The 18,710-nt window shown below is 66.0% G+C and carries 12 protein-coding genes; 8 read left to right on the forward strand and 4 right to left on the reverse strand.

Features of this window, described 5'->3' with window-relative positions:
* From rluB to truB, 6 genes are all read left to right on the forward strand, one after another.
* The coding region (rluB, locus tag F3J10_RS22910) for a 23S rRNA pseudouridine(2605) synthase RluB (RefSeq protein ID WP_167243059.1) at window positions 1-1,423 on the forward strand (1,423 nt) is incomplete at its 5' end.
* Between the two features lie 291 nt (window positions 1,424-1,714).
* Complete coding sequence (rimP, locus tag F3J10_RS22915) at window positions 1,715-2,176, forward strand: ribosome maturation factor RimP (protein WP_013697776.1); 462 nt, start codon at window positions 1,715-1,717, stop codon at window positions 2,174-2,176.
* Complete coding sequence (nusA, locus tag F3J10_RS22920) at window positions 2,173-3,648, forward strand: transcription termination factor NusA (protein WP_025098684.1); 1,476 nt, start codon at window positions 2,173-2,175, stop codon at window positions 3,646-3,648. Before rimP ends, nusA begins: the two co-directional genes overlap by 4 nt.
* A 93-nt stretch (window positions 3,649-3,741) precedes the next feature.
* Window positions 3,742-6,708 (forward strand): translation initiation factor IF-2, encoded by a 2,967-nt coding sequence (gene infB, locus F3J10_RS22925; protein ID WP_025098683.1) that lies wholly within the window; start codon window positions 3,742-3,744, stop codon window positions 6,706-6,708.
* 111 nt (window positions 6,709-6,819) lie between these two features.
* Window positions 6,820-7,188 carry a 30S ribosome-binding factor RbfA gene (rbfA, locus tag F3J10_RS22930; RefSeq protein WP_013697779.1) on the forward strand — a complete coding sequence of 123 codons (369 nt, stop codon included), beginning with the start codon at window positions 6,820-6,822 and terminating at the stop codon, window positions 7,186-7,188.
* Window positions 7,189-7,214: 26 nt separating this feature from the next.
* On the forward strand, window positions 7,215-8,153 hold the full coding sequence (gene truB / locus F3J10_RS22935) for a tRNA pseudouridine(55) synthase TruB (protein WP_167243060.1): 939 nt from the start codon (window positions 7,215-7,217) through the stop codon (window positions 8,151-8,153).
* A 97-nt stretch (window positions 8,154-8,250) separates the two neighbouring features.
* Here the strand turns inward: truB and F3J10_RS22940 are convergent, their stop codons facing one another.
* The 4 genes from F3J10_RS22940 to F3J10_RS22955 all read right to left on the reverse strand — a co-directional run bounded on the left by F3J10_RS22940 (window position 8,251) and on the right by F3J10_RS22955 (window position 13,263).
* Complete coding sequence (locus F3J10_RS22940; protein ID WP_017919159.1) at window positions 8,251-9,822, reverse strand: DHA2 family efflux MFS transporter permease subunit; 1,572 nt, start codon at window positions 9,820-9,822, stop codon at window positions 8,251-8,253.
* A gap of 13 nt (window positions 9,823-9,835) precedes the next feature.
* Window positions 9,836-11,068, reverse strand: a complete 1,233-nt coding sequence (locus F3J10_RS22945; protein WP_167243061.1) for an HlyD family secretion protein — start codon at window positions 11,066-11,068, stop codon at window positions 9,836-9,838.
* A 71-nt stretch (window positions 11,069-11,139) separates the two neighbouring features.
* Entirely contained in the window at window positions 11,140-12,702 is a 1,563-nt protein-coding gene (locus F3J10_RS22950; RefSeq protein ID WP_166914496.1) for an efflux transporter outer membrane subunit, read from the reverse strand.
* A gap of 51 nt (window positions 12,703-12,753) precedes the next feature.
* Window positions 12,754-13,263, reverse strand: a complete 510-nt coding sequence (locus F3J10_RS22955; RefSeq protein ID WP_025101218.1) for a MarR family transcriptional regulator — start codon at window positions 13,261-13,263, stop codon at window positions 12,754-12,756.
* A gap of 323 nt (window positions 13,264-13,586) precedes the next feature.
* Between F3J10_RS22955 and typA the strand changes: the two genes are divergently transcribed.
* Together typA and F3J10_RS22965 are read left to right on the forward strand one after the other, a co-directional pair.
* Entirely contained in the window at window positions 13,587-15,407 is a 1,821-nt protein-coding gene (gene typA / locus F3J10_RS22960) for a translational GTPase TypA (RefSeq protein WP_025101217.1), read from the forward strand.
* A gap of 332 nt (window positions 15,408-15,739) precedes the next feature.
* Window positions 15,740-18,613, forward strand: coding sequence for a 2-oxoglutarate dehydrogenase E1 component (locus tag F3J10_RS22965; protein WP_166914498.1), 2,874 nt, complete (start codon window positions 15,740-15,742; stop codon window positions 18,611-18,613).
* The last annotated feature ends 97 nt before the right edge of the window (window positions 18,614-18,710 follow it).

Below are 18,710 nucleotides of genomic sequence, written 5' to 3' on the forward strand. Positions count from 1 at the left end.
GACGGCCGCCAAGCGCGAAGGCGCGGCAGCGCAACCGCGGCAGGGCAAGCGCGGCGCGGCAGCCGCTGCTCCCGCCGCGTCGGCCGCGGAGGCTCCCGCTGGCGGCGGCAGCGCCGGGCAGGACGACATCTTCTCCTATGTGACCTCGCCGGCCTTCGATGCCGACAACTCCAGCGGCGGCAATGGCGTGCGCGCTCCGATGCTGCGCCGTGGCCGTCAGGCGCCCAAGCGCGTGCTCGCGCCGGAAGACGACGCGCCGAAGCTGCACAAGGTGCTGGCCGAAGCCGGCATGGGCTCGCGTCGCGAGATGGAGGAGCTGATCGTCGCCGGCCGCGTGTCGGTGAACGGCGAGCCGGCTCACATCGGCCAGCGCATCCTGCCGACCGACCAGGTCCGGATCAACGGCAAGCCGGTCAAGCGCAAGCTGGCGAACAAGCCGCCGCGCGTGCTGCTGTATCACAAGCCGACCGGCGAAATCGTCAGTCATGCCGATCCGGAAGGCCGCGCCTCGGTTTTCGATCGCCTGCCGCCGATGAAGACGGCGAAATGGCTCGCGGTCGGCCGGCTCGACTTCAATACCGAAGGTCTGCTGATGCTGACCACCTCGGGCGACCTGGCGAACCGCTTCATGCACCCGCGCTATAGCGTGGAGCGCGAATACGCGGTGCGCGTGGTCGGCGAGCTCAACGAGGCCTCGCGCCAGAAGCTGCTGCACGGCGTCGAACTCGAGGACGGCCCCGCGAACTTCCTGCGGATTCGCGACGGCGGCGGCGAAGGCACCAATCACTGGTACCACGTGGCGCTGGCCGAAGGCCGCAACCGCGAGGTGCGTCGCATGTTCGAGGCGGTCGGCCTGATGGTGAGCCGGCTGATCCGCACGCGTCACGGCTCGATCCCGCTGCCGCGCGGCCTGAAGCGCGGCCGCTGGGAAGAACTCGACGAAGCGCAGGTCCGCAAGCTGATGGCGACCGTCGGCCTGAAGGTCGCCGCCGACGAGAAGGGCAAGCGCGGCGGGGCCGGCCAGGCCGAGCGCCGCCAGCCCGATCCGATGCAGACCTCGATGGGCTTCCTCAATCGCGAACCGGTGCTGACTACCCACGGCCAGCTCGACCAGCCGCGTCGCGGGGGCCGTCGCGGCGCCCAGGGCGGCGGTTTTGGTGCCGGTGCCGGCTTTGGTGGCGGCGCGGCGGGCGGCGGCTTTGGCGGCAACGCCAACGGTAACGGCAACCGTCGCGGCGGCGGCGATGTCGACGGCAATCGCCTGTCGTATGGCGCGAACAACGGCAACAAGCGCGGCGGCGGCAAGAGCCAGGGCCCGCGCGGTGCCAACGGCAATCGCGCGGACGGCGGCGGCAATGCCGGCGGCAACGCGCGCGGCGGCCAGCGCCCGCAGCAGCAGCGCAACCGCGCTCGCGGCCGCTGAACCTCGGTCGCTGCACCGATCAATCGGAAAACGATGGGGAAACCGGCCTTTCAGGCTGGTTTCATGGGCGATGCTTTGCGTTTGGGTTAAAAAACGCTATAATCGCAAAGTCGCTGGGCGTACGGGTTTAATGTGCGGCCTAGGTGCGACCACCAGAGTAAGAAGATGGGCGTTTCGCCCATTTTTTTTTGCTGAAACGGTTGGGCATCTCGGGTAGCGCTTCCTGCGCCGGCAAGGCGCGCGTCTGCGGGTGAATCGCGAACGGCGGGCGCGAACACCTGAGAGGACACTGTGCAACTGACGGAACTGATAGAAACCACGGTCACCGGGCTCGGTTACGAGCTGGTCGACCTCGAGCGCACCGGGCGCGGCATGCTCTGCGTCTACATCGATCAGCCGGCGGGCATCTCGATCGACGATTGCGAAAAGGTCACGCGTCAGCTCCAGCACGTATTGACGGTCGAAAACATCGATTACGAACGGCTCGAGGTTTCGTCGCCCGGCCTGGACCGTCCGCTGAAGAAGCTGGCCGACTTTGAACGGTTCGCCGGAAACGAAATCTCCGTCACCCTGAAAAAGCCGCTGGAAGGCCGCAAGACCTACCGCGGCATTCTGCATGCGCCGAACGGCGAAACGATCGGTTTGGAATTCGAGAGGAAGAAGGGCGAGGCGGCCATGCTGGATTTCACGCTGGCCGACATCGACAAAGCCCGCCTGATTCCGCAAGTTGACTTTAGGAGCCGCAAACAATGAGTCGCGAAGTGTTGATGCTGGTGGATGCGCTGGCACGCGAGAAAAACGTCGACAAGGATATCGTGCTGGGCGCGCTCGAAGCCGCGCTCGCCTCGGCCTCCAAGAAGCTGTTCGACGAAGGCGCCGAAATCCGTGTCCATATCGATCGTGAAAGCGGCGAGCACGAAACCTTCCGGCGCTGGCTGGTGGTGCCGGACGAAGCCGGCCTCCAGGAGCCGGATCGCGAGATCCTGTTGTTCGAGGCGCGCGAGCAGAAGGCCGAGATCGAGGTCGGCGACTACATCGAGGAATCGGTGCCGTCGATCGAGTTCGGCCGGATCGGCGCGCAGGCCGCCAAGCAGGTGATTCTGCAGAAGGTTCGCGACGCGGAGCGCGAGCAGATCCTGAACGACTACCTCGAGCGCGGCGAGAAGATCATGACCGGCACGGTCAAGCGTCTCGACAAGGGCAACTTCATCGTCGAGTCGGGCCGTGTCGAGGCGCTGCTGCGCCGTGACCAGCTGATTCCGAAGGAAAACCTGCGCGTGGGCGACCGCGTGCGCGCCTATATCGCCAAGGTCGATCGCACCGCACGCGGTCCGCAGATCGAGCTGTCGCGCACGGCGCCTGAATTCCTGATGAAGCTGTTCGAGATGGAAGTGCCGGAAATCGAACAGGGCCTGCTCGAGATCAAGGCGGCAGCACGCGATCCCGGCGTTCGTGCGAAGATCGGCGTGGTCGCCTACGACAAGCGGATCGATCCGATCGGCACCTGCGTCGGCATCCGCGGTTCGCGCGTGCAGGCCGTGCGCAACGAGCTCGGTGGCGAAAACATCGACATCGTGCTATGGTCCGACGATCCCGCCCAGTTCGTGATCGGCGCGCTCGCGCCGGCAGCCGTGCAATCGATTGTCGTCGATGAAGAAAAGCACTCGATGGACGTCGTCGTCGACGAAAGCGAACTGGCTGTCGCGATCGGCCGGAGCGGCCAGAACGTGCGCCTTGCCAGCGAACTGACCGGCTGGCAGATCAACATCATGACGCCGGACGAATCCGCCCTGAAGCAAGGTGAAGAGCGTGATCGTCTGCGCAGCCTGTTCATGGCGCGCCTCGATGTCGACGAGGAAGTGGCTGACATCCTGATCGACGAAGGTTTCACCAGCCTCGAAGAAATCGCCTACGTCCCGCTGAACGAAATGCTCGAGATCGAGGCGTTCGACGAGGAGACCGTGCACGAGCTGCGCAACCGCGCGCGCGATGCCCTGTTGACGATGGCGATCGCCAACGAGGAAAAGGTGGAAAATGCTGCGCTCGACCTGAAGAGCCTCGACGGCATCACGCCGGAGTTGCTCGCGAAGCTGGCGGAACATAGCGTGGCGACGCGCGACGATCTCGCCGAGCTGGCTGTCGACGAACTGGTCGAGATGACCGGAGTGGAAGAGGAAGCCGCGAAAGCGCTGATCATGAAAGCACGTGAACACTGGTTCCAGTGAGAAATGACCATGGCGCACTGATATTTGGCGGCCGGAAGGCCGCATGACCCGATGCTAACCGCAAGGAATCGGTCCTTGCACTAAGAGGAATGAATGGCGAGTAACAACGTAGCCCAATTTGCCGCGGAACTGAAAATGCCTGCTGGTGTGCTGCTCGAACAGCTGCAGGCAGCGGGCGTCCAGAAAGCGAGTGAAGACGATGCGCTGTCGGAAACCGACAAGGCGCGTCTGCTCGATCATTTGCGTAAATCGCACGGCTCGTCCGACGCCGACAAGCGCAAGATCACGCTGACCCGCCGGCACACGTCGGAAATCAAGCAATCCGATGCAACGGGTAAGGCTCGCACCATTCAGGTCGAGGTGCGCAAGAAGCGGACGTTCGTGAAACGCGACGATGTCGCGGAGAACGGCGCCGATGTGGGCCAGGACCAGGCGGACGATGCGGCGGCCGAGGCCGATCTGAAGCGTCGCGAGGAAGAAGCGCGCCACGAGGCCGAGCTGCTCGAGAAGCAGGCGCAGGAGCTGCGCGAGCGCCAGGAGCGCCTCGAACGCGAGGAAGCCGATCGTCGGGCTCGCGAGGAAGCGGCCGAGGCCGAGCGTCGCCGCGCCGAGGAAGAGGCGGCCAGCAAGCGCGCGGCTGCGGCCCAGGCGCAAGCTCAGGCACAGCAGCAGGCTGCCGCGCAGCAGGCCGCGGCCGAGCAGGAAGCCGCGCGTGCGCAGGAAACGCAGAACGCGCAGCAGTCGACACAGGACGAAGAGCGTGCGGCGGCCGAACGTGCCGCCCAGCGCGAAGCGGCCAAGAAGGCCGAGGACGCTGCCCGCGAGGCCGCCGACAAGGCGCGTGCCGAGCAGGAGGAAATCCGCAAGCGTCGCGAGAAGGCCGAGGCCGAGGCGCGCGCGATTCGCGAAATGATGGCGACCCCGCGCCGTGCGCAGGTCAAGGCTGTCGAGCCGCCGAAGCCGGCCGAGCCGCCCAAGGCGGCCGAGGCCAAGGGCACGCTGCACAAGCCGGCCAAGCCGGCGGGCGAAGCGGGCGCGCGTCCGGCCAATGCGGCAGCGGCGAAGAAGCCCGCCACCGCGGCGCCGGCGAACGCCAATGCCAATACCAGCGCACCGGGCGCGGCCGATCGCAACAAGAAACCGGCCGGCAAGGGCGGTTGGCAGGACGACGCATCGAAGCGTCGTGGCATCAAGACGCGCGGCGATTCCAGCGGCGGCGTCGACCGCGGCTGGCGCGGCGGCCCGAAGGGTCGCGGCCGTCACCAGGACAGCGCCTCGTCGTTCCAGGCGCCGAGCGAGCCGATCGTGCGCGAAGTGCACGTGCCGGAGACGATTTCCGTCGCCGATCTCGCGCACAAGATGTCGGTGAAGGCGTCCGAAGTCATCAAGATCATGATGAAGCTCGGCCAGATGGTCACCATCAACCAGGTGCTGGACCAGGAAACGGCGATGATCATCGTCGAGGAACTGGGTCATCGCGCCGTGGCCGCCAAGCTCGACGATCCGGAAGCGCTGCTGGTCGAGGGCGAGGTCGGCGTCGATGCGGAGCAACTGCCGCGTCCGCCGGTCGTCACGGTGATGGGTCACGTCGACCACGGCAAGACCTCGCTGCTGGACTACATCCGTCGCGCCAAGGTGGCGGCGGGCGAAGCGGGCGGCATTACGCAGCATATCGGCGCTTACCACGTCGAGACGCCGCGCGGCGTCGTCACCTTTCTCGATACGCCGGGTCACGAGGCCTTCACGGCCATGCGTGCACGCGGCGCGAAGGCGACCGACATCGTGGTGCTGGTGGTGGCCGCCGATGACGGCGTGATGCCGCAGACCAAGGAAGCCATCTCGCACGCCAAGGCGGGTGGGGTGCCGATCGTGGTCGCGATCAACAAGATCGACAAGCCGGATGCGAATCCGGATCGCGTCAAGCAGGAACTGGTTGCCGAAGGCGTGGTGCCGGAAGAGTACGGTGGCGATTCGCCGTTCGTGGCGGTGTCGGCCAAGACCGGTTCGGGCATCGACGACCTGCTCGAGAACGTGCTGCTGCAGGCCGAAGTGCTGGAACTGAAGGCACCGATCGAGGCGCCGGCCAAGGGCATCGTGATCGAAGCGAAGCTCGACAAGGGCAAGGGCCCGGTGGCGACGGTGCTGGTGCAGTCCGGCACGCTGTCGCGCGGCGACGTGGTGCTGGCCGGCACGGCCTATGGCCGCGTGCGGGCGATGCTCGACGAGAACGGCAAGCCGACCAAGTCGGCCGGCCCGTCGATCCCGGTGGAAATCCAGGGTCTGTCGGAAGTGCCGGGCGCCGGCGAGGAAGTGATCGTGCTGCCGGACGAGCGCAAGGCGCGCGAAATCGCGCTGTTCCGCCAGGGCAAGTTCCGCGACGTCAAGCTGGCCAAGCAACAGGCGGCCAAGCTCGAAAGCATGCTCGAACAGATGGGCGAAGGCGAAGTGCAGAACCTGCCGCTCATCATCAAGGCCGACGTGCAGGGTTCGCAGGAAGCGCTGGTGCAGTCGCTGCTCAAGCTGTCGACCGACGAAGTGCGTGTGCAGATCGTGCATAGCGCGGTGGGTGGCATCAGCGAAAGCGACGTCAACCTGGCCACGGCCTCGAAGGCGGTCATCATCGGCTTCAACACGCGCGCCGATGCCCAGGCTCGCAAGCTGGCCGAGTCGAACGGCATCGACATCCGCTACTACAACATCATCTACGACGCCGTGGATGAGGTGAAGGCGGCAATGTCGGGCATGCTCGCGCCGGAGAAGCGCGAAGTCATCACCGGCATGGTCGAGGTGCGCCAGGTCATCAAGGTGCCGAAGGTCGGCCTGGTGGCGGGTTGTATGGTCACGGACGGTGTGGTCAAGCGCTCCTCGTCGGTGCGCGTGCTGCGCAACAACGTGGTCATCTTCACGGGCGAGCTGGATTCGCTCAAGCGCTTCAAGGACGACGTGAAGGAAGTGAAGCAAGGCTTCGAGTGCGGTATGTCGATCAAGAACTTCAACGATATCGTCGAAGGCGATCAGTTCGAAGTGTTCGAGGTCACGGAAGTCGCTCGGACGCTGTAAGGCCGGCGTGAACGCTGATGGGCGGGGCAGGCGTGGGCCTGTCCCGCCCATTTTCATGGCGACGGCGATATGTGTCGTCGCCCGTTCGATGAACGGAATGACGGAAATACCATGACGAAGAAACGTACCTCTCCCAATCGCAACGTGCAGATTGCCGACCAGATCCAGCGCGATCTGTCCGAGCTGATCATGCGCGAGGTGAAGGACCCGCGGATCGGCATCGTGACGATCCAGAGCGTCGAGCTGACGCCCGACTACGCGCATGCGAAGGTCTATTTCACGGCGCTCACCGGCGACCCGCTGCAGACCCAGGACGCGCTGAACCACGCCGCGGGCCACCTGCACAACCTGCTGTTCAAGCGGCTGCACATCCATACCGTGCCGACGCTGCATTTCCATTACGACCAGACGATCGAGAAGGCTGTCGAGATGTCGCGCCTGATCGAGCAGGCGAATTCGACGCGCGCCAAGGACGACTGAGCCGCCCCGCCGATCCCGATCTCGCCATGACGACTGCTCCTCAACGCCCGCGCGTGCCGCGCCGGCTGCTCGACGGCGTGCTGCTGCTGGACAAGCCGGTCGGCCTGTCCAGCAACGACGCGCTGATCCGCGCGAAACGCCTCTACCTCGCCAAGAAGGCCGGCCACACCGGCACGCTCGATCCGCTTGCCTCGGGCCTGCTGCCGCTCTGTTTCGGCGAGGCGACCAAGTTCTCCCAGGATCTGCTCGAAGCCGATAAGACCTACGAGGCCACCATGCGCCTCGGCATTCGCACCACCACGGGCGACGCCGAGGGCGAGGCGATCGAGACGCGCGAGGTGCGGGCCGATCGTGCGGCGATCGAGGCCGTGCTGCCGCGTTTTCTCGGCGAGATCGTGCAGGTGCCGCCGATGTATTCGGCGCTCAAGCGTGACGGCAAGCCACTCTACGAATATGCGCGCGCCGGCCAGACCGTCGAGCGCGAAGGGCGCCAGGTGACCATCCACCTGCTCGAACTGCTCGACTGCGCCTTGCCGGACGTGAGTTTTCGCGTGACCTGCAGCAAGGGCACCTACGTTCGCACCCTGGCCGAGGATATCGGCGAGGCGCTCGGCTGCGGCGCGCACCTGGTTGCGTTGCGCCGCACCGGCGTCGGTGCGCTGACGCTGGAGCATGCCGTCACGCTCGATGCGCTGTCCGATGCCGAAGCGGCAGAGCGCGATCGCTGGCTGCAGCCCGTCGATGCGCTGTTGTCGACCTTCGTGCGTGTCCAGCTCACGGCCGAGGAGGCGAAGCGTTTCCGTCATGGCCAGCGCCTGCGGCTCGCCTCGGTGCTCGAGCTGGGCGTCCAGGATGGCGATCGCGTGCGTGTGTATGACGAGGCCGAATGCCTGCTCGGCGTGGCTCGCCTGAGCGAGGGCGTGCTGGCCCCGGAGCGCCTGGTAGTGAGCGGCGAGCCGCAATGACGCCGGCCTGAAGCACTGGTGGATACGAAAATGCCCGGTCAATCGGTTTGACCGGGCATTTTCCTTTCTGCGCGACCAGCGAGGCGAGCCGCTTGCCTCAGTGTGCCGCCGAAGCCGCGGCGCTCGAATCGCCGCCGCCGCTGTTGGCCTTTTCCGGCTTGGTGATCCAGATCAGGCCGATCAGCACCACGAAGATCGCGGCCGACAGATAGAACAGGTCGTTGACGCCGAGCTGCGCGGCCTGCTGGGTCGCCATCTGGTTGATCAGGCCGTTGGCCTGCTGCTCGCTCAAGCCCAGGTTGCCCATTTGCGTGACGGTCTGGTTGAAGATCGGGTTGTAGACGTTGGCCTGCTCGACGATCTGCGCGTGATGGAAGTTGTTGCGATGGTCCCAGGCGGTCTGGAAGATGGAGGTGCCGATCCCGCCGCACATGATCCGCACGAAGTTCGACAGGCCCGAGGCGGCCGGGATCCGGTGGCCAGGCAGTCCCGACAAGGTGATCGACACCAGCGGGATGAAGAAGCCCGCCATCGCGATGCCCTGCACGAAGGTCGGCGCCATCAACGACCATTCGTCCACGCCCGTGGTGTAGCGCGAGCGCATCCAGAAGCACAGCGCGAACACCAGGAACGCGGCCGTCGCGATATAGCGCGGATCGGTGCGCGGCAGGAACTTGCCGGTCAGGGGCGAGAGCAGGATCGCGAAGAAGCCGACCGGCGCCAGCACCAGCCCGGCGTCGGTCGCCGTGTAGCCGATCTGGGTCTGCAGCCACAGCGGTAGCAGCACCAGGTTGCCGAAATAGAGCCCGTAGCCGATCGCCAGCGAGATCGTGCCGCCGGTGAAGTTGCGTTGCCGGAACAGCGACAGGTCGACCACCGGATGCTCGGCCGTCAGCTCCCAGATCACGAAGAACGCGAAGGCGATGATGGCGGTCAGCGCCAGCACCACGATGGTGGTCGAGGCGAACCAGTCGAGGTCCTTGCCCTTGTCGAGCATGACCTGCAGCGAGCCCACCCAGATCACCAGCAGCGCCAGGCCGACGCCGTCGATCGGCGCCTGGCGCGTCTGCGATTCGCGGCTGCGGTAGATCATCCAGGTGACGATCGCGGCGGCGATGCCGACCGGGATGTTGACGTAGAAGATCCAGGGCCAGGAGTAGTTGTCCGAGATCCAGCCGCCGAGAATCGGGCCGGCCACTGGCGCGATCAGCGTTGTCATCGACCACAGCGCGAGCGCCATCGGCGCGCGTGCGCGTGGATAGCTCGACAGCAGCAGCGATTGCGAGAGCGGGATCATCGGGCCGGCCACCGCGCCCTGGATCACGCGCGATACCAGCAGGAAGGGCAGGCTCGGCGCCAGGCCGCAGAGCCAGGACGAGATCACGAACAGGATGATCGAGGCCAGGAACAGGCGCACCTGGCCGATCCGGTCGGTCAGCCAGCCGGTCAGCGGCACCGAGATCGCATTGGCCACCGCGAACGAGGTGATCACCCAGGTGCCCTGGTCCGAGGACACGCCGAGGTCGCCCGAGATGGTCGGGATCGCCACGTTCGCGATCGAGGTGTCGAGCACGTTCATGAACACCGCGAGCGACACCGCGATCGTGCCGAGCACGAGCTGGCCGCCTTGCAGCGGCGGGTGGGGAGCGGGTGGTTGGGGCTGGGCCATGAGCGCTCCGCGCTTACATCAGGTTCGGCGCCGGGCGCGCGGCCGGCCTGGCCGAAGCGGGCGAGGCGGCACCGCGCGAGGACGTGGCGCCGGCGGCATTCTGCGCGATGATGCGCGCGATCTCGGCATTGGCCTCGTCGCCGTACTTGGCGAACACGTCGGTCTGGTAGACCGTGTTCGGCACGTTGCCGAGCTGGCCGCCGTGATCGTCCTTGATGTCGACATCGACCTGCATCGACAGGCCGATGCGCAGCGGATGCTGCTCGAGCTCCTTCGGATCGATCACGATGCGCACCGGCAGGCGCTGCACCACCTTGATCCAGTTGCCGGTGGCGTTCTGCGCCGGCAGTAGCGAGAAGGCCGAGCCGGTGCCGGCCGAGAAGCCGACCACCTTGCCGTGGTACTTGACCGAGGAGCCGTAGATGTCGGCCGTCAGCTCGACCGGCTGGCCGATCCGCATGTGAGTGAGCTGGACTTCCTTGAAGTTGGCATCGACCCACACCGCGTTGAGCGGCACCACCGACATCAGCGGCGAGCCCGGCGCGACGCGCTGGCCGACCTGCACCGAGCGCTTGGCGACGTAGCCCGTGACCGGCGCGGGCAGCGTGTTGCGCGCGTTGTTCAGGTAGGCGTCGCGCACCTTGGCGGCGGCGGCGAGCACGTTCGGGTGATCGGCGATGGTGGTGTTCGCGGTCAGCGCGCGGTTCGAGGCGAGCTGCTGCTGGGCGGCATCGACCGAGGCCTGCGCGGCCTTCACGGCGTCGCGCGCGTGCGAGATCTCTTCCTGCGAGACCGCGCCGGTCTGTGCCACCGCGAGGCGCCGGCGCAGGTCGTCCTGCGCCTTCGACAGATCCGATTCGCGCAGCGCGACCTGGGCACGATACTGGTCGTCGTTGACGAACAGGCCGCGCACCTGGCGCACGGTCTGCGCCAGGTTGGCCTCGGCCTGCTGCAGCGCGACCTGCGCGTCGGCCGGGTCGAGCACCACCAGCGGCGCGCCGGCCGTGACGGTCTGCGTATCGTCGGCGTTCACGGCGATCACGGTGCCGGTGACCTGCGGCGTGATCTGCACCACGTTGCCGTTCACGTAGGCGTCGTCGGTGCTCTCCCGGAAGCGCGCGACCAGGAAGTAGTAGAGCCCGTAGGCGATCGCGGCGATCAGGATGATGACGGTCAGCAGGGTCATCATCCGTTTGCGTTTCGCGTTGTTTGGCCGGGCGGCGGCGTTTTGCTGAGGGTCGCTCATGGCGAAGTTCTCCGTCGATTCTTGTCGGTGGTGCGAGTGGTGTCAGGCAGGTGCGGACGATGCGGCCGGCATCAGTTCGCGGCCTGTTGCTGCGTGGCGGTCGCGGCCGGTGGCGGCGCATGTGCCGTCGTCGCGTCCCGGGCTGCCGCGCCCGCCGGTTTCGCCGGGGCGGCCGCGAGCGGCGTGCCGGTCGCGTCGAAGCCGCCGCCCAGCGACTTGATCAGGCCGATCTGCATGTCGCGGCGGCGCATCACCAGGTTGGTGACGGTCTGCTCGGCGCTCAGGCGGTTGATGTCGGCACTGAGCACCTGCAGTTGCGGCGAGAGGCCGGCCTTGTAGCGGATCACGGCGAGTTCGTAGGCGCGCGTCGACGCGTCGAGCGCGCGCTGCGCATCGCCCATCTGCTTGTCGACGGCGCGGATCGTGGCGACCTGGGTGGCCACGTCGTTGAGCGCGCCGATCAGCGTCTGGTTGTAGTTCGCCACGCTCAGGTCGTAGTCGGCGTAGCTGCCGCGCAACTGCGCGCGCAGGGCGCCGCCGTAGAAGATCGGCAGGTGCACGGCCGGGCCGAACTGCGCCTGGCGACTCGCGAACTTCAGGAACTGGCCCCAGCCGAAGGCATCGAAACCGAAGCCCGCCGCGAGATTCACGTCGGGGAAGAACTCGGCCTTGGTTTCCTTCACGTCGGCGATGCGTGCCTCGACCTGCCAGCGCGCCGCGACGATGTCGGGGCGGCGCGAGACCAGGTCGGCGGGGATGTTGCCGGGCAGCTCGATGGCGCCGCCCGGCTTCAGCACCGGCATGGCGATCTGCAGGCCGCGGTCGGGCCCCTTGCCGAGCAGGGCGGCGAGCTGGTAGCGCACCGTGGTGATCTGGCCGTCCAGTTCGGACAGCGAGGACTGGCTGGTCGCCACGTTGCCGCGCGCGGTCTGCCGTTCGACATTGGTATCGAGCCCGGCGCCGACGCGGCCCTCCGTGATCTTGCCGACCGTCTCGCGATTGCCGATCTCGCGCTGGGCGATATCGCGCAGCGCGTAGAGCTGGGCGAGCTGGTTGTAGGTGCGCGCAATCGAGGTGGCGAGCGTGATGCGCGCCTGCTGGAACTCCGCCTGCGCGGCCTTCTGCTGCGAGACCGCCGATTTCAGCTTTTCGCGGTTCTTGCCCCAGAGGTCGAGCTCCCATGAGGCGCTGAGCAGTGCGTTGTTCTCGCTGAACCAGCTGCCGCCATAGGGGGGCGGGAACAGTCCGTTGCCCGAGTAGAGTTCGCGGGTCCAGGAATAGCTGCCCTCGACCTTCGGGAACAGGGTGGCGCGCGAGGACTGGATATAGGCCGAGGCCTTGGCCAGGCGCGCCTGGGCCTGGGCGATGCTCGGATTGTCCTCGAGCGCCTCGTCGATCAGCTTCGGCAGTTGCGGATCGCCGAATTGGCTCGCCCAGTCGAGCGCCGGCCAGTGGCCGCCTTCGGCGGGCAGGCTCTGCGTGCTGTCGAACTGCGATTCGGGCGCGATCCGCTTGTCGCTGTGGATGCCCATGTAGTTGGCGCAGCCGGCCAGCGCGAATGCGGCGATGGCCGCCGCCAGCGTGCCGCGCATCGGCCGGACAGCGGCCCCCGACCCTGGGTGAATGGTGGACATTGCAAGGATTTCCTTATGTCGATCCATTGAAAATTATTGTTATGGCACGGTTTATTGGGCGGAGGCGGGCGGGTTGCCGGTGCCGCCGTCGCCGCAGTAATTGCTGAGAATCCGCCGCAGCATGCTTTTCAGGAAGCCGACTTCCTCCGGCGTGAAGCCGTTCAGCAACTGGTCGAGCACGCTGATGAAGATCTCCGGCATCCGTTCGGCCAGCTCGCGTCCTTCGTCGGTCAACTCGAGCCGCACCACCCGGCGGTCCTCGTGGCTGCGCACGCGCGACAGCAGCCCGCGCTTCTCGACACGGTCGAGCAGCCGTGTGACGGCACTGGCGTCGATCGCGTATTCGCGCGCCAGCTCGGCGGCCGTCGAGCATTTGCCGACCGCCAGCATGAACAGCATGCTGGCCTGGGTGCCGGTGATGCCGAGCTCGGTCTGGGTGCGCTGCGTGACGAGGTTGGTCATCAGCGAGCGCACGCGCGACAGCAGGTAGCCGACGCTGTCGTTGATCGGATAGGCCGACAGCGACAGGCCGCGGGCGGAGGAAGAGGTGGAATCCGGCATAGTCTCTGATTCTGCAATAGTTGACTAGGCAGCAGTATAGGCGTGCTTGATTGCCGCGGCAAATAATGAACCGCCATGGCGGGACGGGCAATCGGGGCCGATACGTAGACGGGCGGCCGGCGAATCGGGGAAGGGCGGCGATCGAGGGGCCGGAATGGCGCCGGCGCGACAGTCAGTGTGCACCGCAGCGAAAGCTCGGTTCGCGACATCCCGGCGTGCTATAATCCTAGGCTTTCCAGGATGCAATAAGCAGCGCGCGTGAGGCACGACCATCCACGCGCGTTTTTGCGTGTCCGATCATCAGGTTTCGATTTCAGGTTTCTATGACCCGCGCCCTTCGCAATATCGCCATCATCGCCCACGTCGACCACGGCAAGACCACGCTCGTCGACCAACTGCTGCGCCAGTCCGGCACCTTCCGCGAGAACCAGCAGATGGTCGAGCGGGTGATGGACTCGAACGACATCGAAAAAGAGCGCGGGATCACGATTCTCGCGAAGAACTGCGCGGTCGAGTACGAAGGCACCCACATCAACATCGTCGACACCCCGGGCCACGCCGACTTCGGCGGCGAGGTCGAGCGCGTGCTGTCGATGGTCGACTCGGTGCTGCTGCTGGTGGATGCCGTCGAAGGCCCGATGCCGCAGACCCGCTTCGTGACCAAGAAGGCACTGGCGCTGGGCCTCAAGCCGATCGTGGTGGTCAACAAGATCGACCGCCCGGGCGCGCGGATCGACTGGGTGATCAACCAGACCTTCGACCTGTTCGACAAGCTCGGCGCGACCGAGGAGCAACTGGACTTCCCGATCGTCTACGCCTCGGGCCTGAACGGTTATGCCTCGCTCGATTCGTCGGCTCGCGACGGCGACATGCGTCCGCTGTTCGAGGCGATCCTCCAGCACGTGCCGGTGCGCCCGGCCGACCCGGAAGCGCCGCTGCAACTGCAGATCACCTCGCTCGACTACTCGACCTACGTCGGCCGGATCGGCGTGGGCCGCATCACGCGCGGCCGCATCAAGCCGGGCCAGCCGGTGGTGATGCGCTTCGGCCCGGAAGGCGAGGTGCTGAGCCGCAAGATCAACCAGGTGCTGTCGTTCAAGGGCCTGGAGCGCGTCCAGGTGGAGTCGGCCGAGGCAGGCGACATCGTGCTGATCAACGGTATCGAGGATGTCGGCATCGGCGCGACGATCTGCGCCGTCGACACGCCGGAAGCGCTGCCGATGATCACGGTCGACGAGCCGACGCTGACCATGAACTTCCTGGTCAACTCCTCGCCGCTGGCCGGTCGTGAAGGCAAGTTCGTGACGAGCCGCCAGATCCGCGATCGCCTGATGAAGGAACTGAACCACAACGTGGCGCTGCGCGTGCGCGACACCGGCGACGAAACCGTGTTCGAGGTTTCGGGCCGCGGCGAGCTGCACCTGACCATCCTGGTCGAGAACATGCGCCGCGAGGGCTACGAGCTGGCCGTGTCGCGTCCGCGCGTGGTGCTGCAGGAAGTCGACGGCGTCAAGCAGGAGCCGTACGAGCAGCTGACCATCGACGTCGAGGACGAGCACCAGGGCGGCGTGATGGAGGAGCTGGGCCGCCGCAAGGGCGAAATGCTCGACATGGCTTCGGACGGCCGTGGCCGCACGCGTCTCGAGTACAAGATCTCCGCGCGGGGCCTGATCGGCTTCCAGAGCGAGTTCCTGACGCTCACGCGCGGCACGGGCCTGATGAGCCACATCTTCGACTCCTACGCACCGGTCAAGGAAGGCTCGGTCGGCGAGCGCCGCAACGGCGTGCTGATCTCGCAGGACGACGGCGCGGCCGTGGCCTACGCACTCTGGAAGCTGCAGGATCGCGGCCGCATGTTCGTGAAGCCGGGCGACGCGCTCTACGAGGGCATGATCATCGGCATCCACAGCCGCGACAACGATCTGGTGGTCAACCCGATCAAGGGCAAGCAGCTGACCAACGTGCGCGCCTCGGGTACCGACGAAGCCGTGCGCCTGGTGCCGCCGATCCAGATGTCGCTCGAATACGCGGTCGAATTCATCGACGACGACGAACTGGTCGAGGTGACGCCGCAGTCGATCCGCCTGCGCAAGCGCCACCTGAAGGAGCACGAGCGTCGCCGCGCCAGCCGCGAAGCCGAGTAAGCCTGTCTCGAGCCCTGGCCCTGCCTCGGCGAGAATCCAGAAAAGCCGCCTCCGGGCGGCTTTTTTGCGTCCTGTCGACCGTGCCTCGTAAAACACTATTACGAGTCTCGTCAAAATCGGGGCCATTTGTCGCGAAAGCCTGCTGCGACGGGCTTCGAGGGTGCGACATTGTGACCTTCGTTGGTGCGTATTGTGATATGCTGCGCGCACGCAAGTTTTAGGTCCTTCCAAGCAAGACTTGATTCGCGCAATCCGCTAAACGGTCAGGCCGTGTCGCGGAAGGTTGAGTAACCCGCTATTTCTCGAGAAGCTCGAAGAAAGGTGAGCGTAAAATGTCAGATGTAATGAAGCAGTTCCAGCTGAACTCCTATCTGTTCGGCGGCAATGCTTCGTATGTAGAAGAACTGTACGAAGCCTACCTGGACAACCCGGCATCGGTGCCGGATAACTGGCGCGAGTATTTCGACGCGCTGCAGAACGTGCCGGCTACGGATGGTTCGAACGCGAACGACGTCGCCCACTTTCCGATCGTCGAATCCTTTGCCCAGCGCGCCAAGGCCAACGCCTTCATCCCGCGCGACAACGGCAACGCCGGCGGCAATCTGGCCACCGCGCGCAAGCAGGTGCACGTCCAGACCCTGATCAGCGCCTATCGCTTCCTCGGCTCGCAATGGGCCAATCTCGATCCCCTGAAGCGTCGCGAGCGCCCCGCGATCCCCGAGCTCGAACCCGCGTTCTACGACTTCTCCGAGGCCGACCTCGACCAGACGTTCAGCGCCAGCAACCTGTATTTCGGTTTCGAGCAGGCTTCGCTGCGTGACATCGTCAAGTCGCTGCGCGACACGTATTGCGGCACGATCGGCGCCGAGTACATGTACATCGGCGATCCGGAGCAGAAGCGCTGGTGGCAGGAGCGTCTCGAGTCGACGCGCGCCACGCCGAACTTCACGGCCGACAAGAAGAAGCACGTGCTGAACCGCCTCACGGCCGCCGAAGGCCTCGAGCGCTACCTGCACACCAAGTACGTCGGCCAGAAGCGCTTCTCGCTCGAAGGCGGCGAAAGCTTCATCGCGGCGATGGACGAAGTGGTCCAGCATTCGGGTTCGAAGGGCGTGCAGGAAATCGTCATCGGCATGGCCCACCGTGGCCGCCTGAACGTGCTGGTCAATACGCTCGGCAAGATGCCGGCCGACCTGTTCGCCGAATTCGAAGGCAAGCACGTCGACGACCTGCCGGCCGGCGACGTGAAGTACCACAAGGGCTTCTCGTCGGACATCGCCACCGAAGGCGGCCCGGTCCACCTGTCGCTCGCGTTCAACCCCTCGCACCTGGAAATCGTCAACCCGGTGGTCGAAGGTTCGGCCAAGGCCCGGATGGACCGTCGCGGCGACGCCGACGGCCTGCAGGTGCTGCCGGTGCAGATCCACGGCGACGCGGCCTTCGCGGGCCAGGGCGTGGTGATGGAAACGCTGAACCTGGCGCAGACGCGCGGTTACGGCACGCACGGCACGCTGCACATCGTCATCAACAACCAGATCGGCTTCACCACCTCGGACCCGCGCGACGCGCGTTCGACGCTGTACTGCACCGACGTGGTCAAGATGATCGAGGCGCCGGTGCTGCACGTGAACGGCGACGATCCGGAAGCGGTGGTGCTCGCGGTGCAGATCGCGATCGACTATCGCATGCAGTTCCACAAGGATGTCGTGATCGACATCGTCTGCTTCCGCAAGCTCGGCCACAACGAGCAGGACACGCCGGCGGTCACGCAGCCGCTGATGTACAAGAAGATCGCGCAGCACCCGGGCACTCGCGCGCTGTACGCCGAGAAGCTGGTGCAGCAGGGCGTGATCACCGCCGAGCAGGGCGACGAGTTCGTCAAGGCCTATCGCAAGGCGATGGACGACGGCCACCACACGGTCGATCCGGTGCTCTCGAACTACAAGAGCAAGTACGCGGTCGACTGGGTGCCGTTCCTGAACCGCAAGTGGACCGACGCGGCCGACACGGCCGTGCCGCTGGCCGAGCTGAAGCGTCTCGGCGAGCGCATCACCACGGTGCCGGAGAACTTCAAGGTCCACCCGCTGGTCGAGCGCGTGATCAACGACCGCCGCAAGATGGCCCAGGGCGATCAACCGCTCGACTGGGGCATGGGCGAGCACCTCGCGTTCGCCTCGCTGGTCGCATCGGGCTACGCCGTGCGACTGACCGGCCAGGATTCGGGCCGGGGCACCTTCACGCACCGTCATTCGGTGCTGCATGACCAGAACCGCGAGCGCTGGAACGACGGCACCTACGTGCCGCTGCAGAACATCTCGGAAGGCCAGGCGAACTTCACGGTGATCGACTCGGTGCTGTCGGAAGAAGCGGTGCTCGGCTTCGAGTACGGCTACTCGACCGCCGAACCGAACACGCTGGTGCTGTGGGAAGCGCAGTTCGGCGACTTCGTGAACGGCGCGCAGGTGGTGATCGACCAGTTCATCTCCTCGGGCGAAGTGAAGTGGGGCCGCGTCTCGGGCCTGACGATGCTGCTGCCGCACGGCTACGAAGGCCAGGGTCCGGAGCACTCGTCCACGCGTATCGAGCGTTTCCTGCAGATGTGCGCGGATCACAACATGCAGGTGGTCCAGCCGACCACCCCGGCGCAGATCTTCCACCTGCTGCGTCGCCAGATGATCCGCCTGTTCCGCAAGCCGCTGATCGTGGCCACGCCGAAGTCGCTGCTGCGTCACAAGGAAGCGGTCTCGGACCTGTCGGAACTGGCCAAGGGTTCGTTCCATCCGGTGCTCGGCGAAACCGACGAGTCGATCGACGCGAAGAAGGTCAAGCGCGTGCTGGCCTGCTCGGGCCGCGTGTACTACGACCTGGTCGCGCATCGCCGCGAAGCGAAGGCGAACGACGTGGCGATCGTCCGGATCGAGCAGCTCTATCCGTTCGCGCACAAGCAGTTCGAAGCGGAACTGAAGAAGTACGACAACGCGACCGAAGTGGTCTGGGTGCAGGACGAGCCGCAGAATCAGGGCCCGTGGTTCTACATCGAACACCACCTGAAGGAAGGCATGAAGGAAGGGCAGAAGCTCGCGTACAGCGGCCGCCCGGCTTCCGCCTCGCCGGCGGTCGGTTACTACGCGAAGCACTACGAGCAGCAGAAGGCCCTGATCGAAGGGGCATTCGGCCGCCTGAAGAGCGCGTCGATCGCAAAATAAGCGGACCTCACGAACCGGGAGCGCGCCAGGCGCGTTCCCGGTTCGTCTCGTTGCGCGCGGCAACGCGAGCACGAGCCAGGCCGCAGGATCCCGACAT

This window comes from Burkholderia sp. Cy-637 (genome assembly GCF_011753175.1).
GTDB lineage: Bacteria > Pseudomonadota > Gammaproteobacteria > Burkholderiales > Burkholderiaceae > Burkholderia > Burkholderia gladioli.

Excerpts from the sequence above, each read along its gene's own strand:
- nusA (WP_025098684.1), top strand. The coding sequence starts at position 2,173 with ATGAGTCGCGAAGTGTTGATGCTGGTGGATGCGCTGGCACGCGAGAAA.
- infB (WP_025098683.1), top strand. The coding sequence starts at position 3,742 with ATGGCGAGTAACAACGTAGCCCAATTTGCCGCGGAACTGAAAATGCCT.
- rbfA (WP_013697779.1), top strand. The coding sequence starts at position 6,820 with ATGACGAAGAAACGTACCTCTCCCAATCGCAACGTGCAGATTGCCGAC.
- truB (WP_167243060.1), top strand. The coding sequence starts at position 7,215 with ATGACGACTGCTCCTCAACGCCCGCGCGTGCCGCGCCGGCTGCTCGAC.
- F3J10_RS22940 (WP_017919159.1), bottom strand. The coding sequence starts at position 9,822 with ATGGCCCAGCCCCAACCACCCGCTCCCCACCCGCCGCTGCAAGGCGGC.
- F3J10_RS22945 (WP_167243061.1), bottom strand. The coding sequence starts at position 11,068 with ATGAGCGACCCTCAGCAAAACGCCGCCGCCCGGCCAAACAACGCGAAA.
- F3J10_RS22950 (WP_166914496.1), bottom strand. The coding sequence starts at position 12,702 with ATGTCCACCATTCACCCAGGGTCGGGGGCCGCTGTCCGGCCGATGCGC.
- F3J10_RS22955 (WP_025101218.1), bottom strand. The coding sequence starts at position 13,263 with ATGCCGGATTCCACCTCTTCCTCCGCCCGCGGCCTGTCGCTGTCGGCC.
- typA (WP_025101217.1), top strand. The coding sequence starts at position 13,587 with ATGACCCGCGCCCTTCGCAATATCGCCATCATCGCCCACGTCGACCAC.
- F3J10_RS22965 (WP_166914498.1), top strand. The coding sequence starts at position 15,740 with ATGTCAGATGTAATGAAGCAGTTCCAGCTGAACTCCTATCTGTTCGGC.